Here is a 1899-nt window from a genome sequence, read left to right on the forward strand (position 1 = left end):
GGTATTTGGCATGAAGAAATGAATCATTATATGTTTGATACGGGAAATGTTTACGCGAATAGAGTACTCGGCCCTTCAGATGGATTCTCTTATCAGTTATCACTGATTAAAGAAGTAGACATTCTGCCGCCGATTATTGACCCCAATTTACCAGCTGCAAACCAATATGTTGCAGGAACATCTTATAAGGGTGGCGATGTTGTTTCTAATAAGGGAGCTAATTACGAGTATATCTCTGATGCTGTTTCTCCTTGGTGTTCTAGTGATGCGGCCTGGGCGTATGAGCCAGGAGTTGGTGATGCATGGACTAAAGCTTGGAACAAATTGGAAGGCAGTCTTACCCCTGACCCCGTTGACCCAACTCCCCCTGTTGCCCCAATAGAAGGAGTTTGGGACAGTAGTTCTACCTATACTGCAGGAGATAAAGTAAATTACAACGGTAAAGTATGGAATGCACAATGGTGGACAAAGGGTGAAGAACCTGGAACGACCGGTGAATGGGGAGTCTGGCGCTAATTTATAGCTCTTTGCTTGTACTTTGTTTGGTGAAAAACATTTGATGAGCCTAGTTAATGAAAATTAACGGGGCTCATCTCGATTCAACCTATTCCCTGTAAAATTGAGAGTATATAAAATGAAAAAAACAGTAAATTCAACCGAACAATTTACCCCTCCAATGAAGTATCTTCATTGGATATCGGCCATTGTTATTTTATGGGCAAGTATCACAGGGTTATATATTGCCTTTTTTGAAATAAACCCAACAATAAAATCATTTATTTTAAATTTCAATGTATCGATAACAGTCGTGTTTATTCCAATATTTTGTTATCGCATCTATGTTCGCCTAAAACATGGCGTACCAGATGCCCACTCTGATTTTTCACCATTAGAAAAAAAACTTGCACACATCGGGCATACTTTACTCTATATAGTCATTTCAATTGTACTTATTTCTGGTGTTTTGATGATGGATAACAATATCTCTGTATTTCACTTATTTACACTATCGCCACTAATACAAGACTTAAGCATTACCCATTTTTTTGAAGTGTTGCATCTATACACATGTCGTATCTTAGCCGTGTTAGTAACATTCCATATAATAGCTTTGATTAAACATGAACTTATGGGCAGACGTATTTTGAAAAAGATGATTTAATACTGATGTAAAAATAGGCTACAGCCTGTAGGTATTAATACAACTGGCCTACAGGGCATCTGTACATATTAAATTACTACCATTGGGTACTATTAGCCTGTTAACTTTAGTGACACTTATATATTACAGTGTCACTAAAAATAATTCTTATTTCGACAACGTTTTAATGGCTTCACGAACTGAATTTTCATCTGCGCCATTCACGATAAAGATATTATCCAGTGTTACATTGTCTGTTGGCATAATGATAAATGCAGGCGTACCTCTAAACCCAAGTTGCGAGAATAGTTGAAGATTCTTAACATATACGTCAGTCGCTTTAAATTTAGAGATATCCAATCCTGCTAGTATTGCTTTTTTCTCTATCACAGTAGTGGTTAATTTTCCTTCATTTAAGCCCGTTGCATAAATGCCATTATGATAATCAGCATAGGCTTTTGAGCCTCTCTGAGCAAAAACGTCGAGTCCAATTTGAGCCGCATATTTAGACGCTTCCCAACGCTTACTAAAGATTGGCGTTTCTTTATAAATAAATTTTACGTTAGGAAACTCTTTTTGCATTTTTTCAATAGCAGGCAAGACTTTCGAACAATAGACACATTGATAATCAAAAAACTCAATAACATTTACTTTTGCTGTTTTTAGGCCCGTAAAAGGCGAGGTTACATCATTAAGTAAGGCTTCTTTCCTCGTTATCACCGCATTTTTAATGCCGTTAGCTTGTTGATTTTTTTGTT

3 protein-coding genes are annotated in these 1899 nt (G+C 36.8%); 2 read left to right on the plus strand and 1 reads right to left on the minus strand.

The genetic code is table 11. The features are described from left to right. Both CXF74_RS21230 and CXF74_RS21235 read left to right on the plus strand, forming a co-directional pair. Nucleotides 1-516, plus strand: a 516-nt coding sequence (locus CXF74_RS21230; RefSeq protein ID WP_332870286.1) for a carbohydrate-binding protein, incomplete at its 5' end; no start/stop codon positions are given. A 118-nt stretch (nt 517-634) separates the two neighbouring features. Next, entirely contained in the window at nt 635-1162 is a 528-nt protein-coding gene (locus CXF74_RS21235) for a cytochrome b (protein ID WP_232772614.1), read from the plus strand. Between the two features lie 147 nt (nt 1163-1309). On the opposite strand, the gene CXF74_RS21240 is transcribed toward CXF74_RS21235, so the two are convergent. After that, nucleotides 1310-1899 (minus strand): DsbA family protein (locus CXF74_RS21240; RefSeq protein WP_101084623.1); only part of this gene is annotated, 590 nt, incomplete at its 5' end.

The organism is Psychromonas sp. Urea-02u-13 (genome assembly GCF_002835995.1).
Classification (GTDB): domain Bacteria; phylum Pseudomonadota; class Gammaproteobacteria; order Enterobacterales; family Psychromonadaceae; genus Psychromonas.